We start from the raw sequence: 288 nt of genomic DNA on the forward strand, positions 1-288 counted from the left end.
TTGATTGTCCTGATTGAGGCCCGCGCCGAACCGCGCCTGCGCACCGTCGAGGGATTGTGGCGCCGATCGACCAGGACCCGGCCCGGCAGGATCACCGATTTCATCCGCGCCGAGCGGCTGCTCCCCGAGGCCGAGATCGACGCGATCCGTCGCGATGCGCCGACCGATCTCATCCGTTTCCAGGACGCCGCCAGCATCGTGCCGATCGCCGAGCGGCCGACGATGGAAGAATGGATCGCGAGTTTCAACGCCGGCTTGATGGAGGCAGCATGACCAGCACCATATCCC

The 288-nt window shown here is 66.0% G+C and carries 1 protein-coding gene; it reads left to right on the forward strand.

Going from position 1 to position 288, the window contains the following annotated elements; translation table 11 throughout:
• A partial coding sequence (locus tag NLU14_RS21485) for a hypothetical protein (protein ID WP_476738659.1) occupies positions 1-273 on the forward strand: 273 nt, incomplete at its 5' end.
• Positions 274-288 lie beyond the last annotated feature (15 nt).

Origin of the sequence: Marinobacter iranensis, assembly GCF_029207565.1 — a bacterium.
GTDB classification, from domain to species: Bacteria; Pseudomonadota; Gammaproteobacteria; order Pseudomonadales; family Oleiphilaceae; genus Marinobacter; species Marinobacter iranensis.